The organism is Bacillus sp. 123MFChir2 (genome assembly GCF_000383235.1).
Taxonomy (GTDB): Bacteria; Bacillota; Bacilli; order Bacillales; family Bacillaceae_G; genus Bacillus_A.
The window spans coordinates 1-1,410 of record NZ_KB911032.1; the positions used below are offsets into that span (position 1 = coordinate 1).

The window sequence follows — 1,410 nt, forward strand, 5'->3', positions numbered from 1 at the left end:
CAGTTATCGTATGAAGAATAGGCAAAGCTTATTTTAAGCAGAATTGTAAAATGAAACTTAGCAGAAAGTGTAAAATTCGTCTTGACGGTTACAAATGATAAGAAATAATTATATTCACTTCAATGATGAATCCTTATATAAGGATAATGATAGCATAAAGGAAAAATCTCATAAAATTATAACTTTATTCAAATCTACATTGAAAGAAGTTGTACAAATTAAAGATATTAATTATGAAGATATTGTAGATAAATTAGTTTCAAATCAGGAAATATCATTTACAGAGTTTAAATATAAACATCGGAACTTAAATAAAAAAATAAATGCAATTGATTTACAATTGGACCCTTCTAATTCTCCTAAGAAAGTTACAAGTTTTTATGGGATTTTAGAGATAGATATCGATAGTGACCAATTCAAAGAATTAACTTTAGTTGATTTACAAAATTATATACCGGTGGTTGTTGATTTAACACTTCCTCAAGCCTTACAAATAAAGAATTTAAAATTAGAAGAATTTAATGGAATAGTTGCAACGATTATTTCTAATATAAGTTCAATTGGACAAACCGAAGAATGGTTATTACTCGATATTCATGATGTATATAGAGGAAAAATTGAATTATAAGTGGGGGGAATTTCTGTTTATAAAATGGACACCTTTATTGTCTTTCCATAGATAGATTTTTGTTTGAGCACAATTAAACAACTTAAAATCCCCTTCCCCCTTCTCTCATACCATTTTGAAGTAAAAGGGGATTTTTAATCACTTTATTGTTTCTAAACATTAGTAGCCTAATTCTTTTCTAACCTCACAGCTGTATTCACTAGTAACTTCATTTATAAAAGTTATAGGACTAGAAGAATATTTTTGAATCATATGATTTGTTGGTACTATCCCTTGGTTATGTAGCTCAATTATTATTTTCCTAATACCTTCTTTTTGTTTCTGTATTCTTTTTTGTTTTTGTTTCTTTAAATATAATTGATGCTTAAGTACTATTTCATTACATAAGTCTGGAAAAAGGTCTCGAGCGGTTTTATAGCTGATATTCGCTAGCTGCAATGTTGCTTGCAACCCTAAATGCGAGTTGTTTTTTTCTAAAATTATCTCTTTTAGTTGCTTTTCAAGCGAATCTCTTCGTTTTTGTTCTTTATATACTTTATGTCTTTCGTCTATAGCACTTTTTAACTTCGGAAAATGATATTGCAATCTCTGTTGACTATAGCCGTTAATTTCAGCAATCTCTTTAAATGATAGCTCCACCTTTTCATTATTTAAATGATTCAAAAAGACACTTTCCATATACTTTAATTCTTTTCTGTGAAAATAACTTGATTCAGAGCACAATTTAACTTTTTAACAATAAATCTAGATCTTCTTTTTGCGTGTGAAACACGCAAAAAGAC

General features: G+C 28.2%; 2 protein-coding genes. One reads left to right on the plus strand and one right to left on the minus strand.

The window, feature by feature from the left end; translation table 11 throughout:
- The first annotated feature begins 94 nt into the window (after positions 1-94).
- The gene (locus H280_RS0122870) at positions 95-628 is read left to right on the plus strand and encodes a hypothetical protein (RefSeq protein ID WP_020063412.1); all 534 of its coding nucleotides are present in this window, start codon (positions 95-97) and stop codon (positions 626-628) included.
- Between the two features lie 159 nt (positions 629-787).
- On the opposite strand, the gene H280_RS0122875 is transcribed toward H280_RS0122870, so the two are convergent.
- Positions 788-1,291, minus strand: coding sequence for a hypothetical protein (locus tag H280_RS0122875; protein ID WP_155895048.1), 504 nt, complete (start codon positions 1,289-1,291; stop codon positions 788-790).
- Positions 1,292-1,410 lie beyond the last annotated feature (119 nt).

Coding starts and splice junctions, on each gene's coding strand:
- H280_RS0122870 (WP_020063412.1), top strand. CDS start 95: ATGATAAGAAATAATTATATTCACTTCAATGATGAATCCTTATATAAG.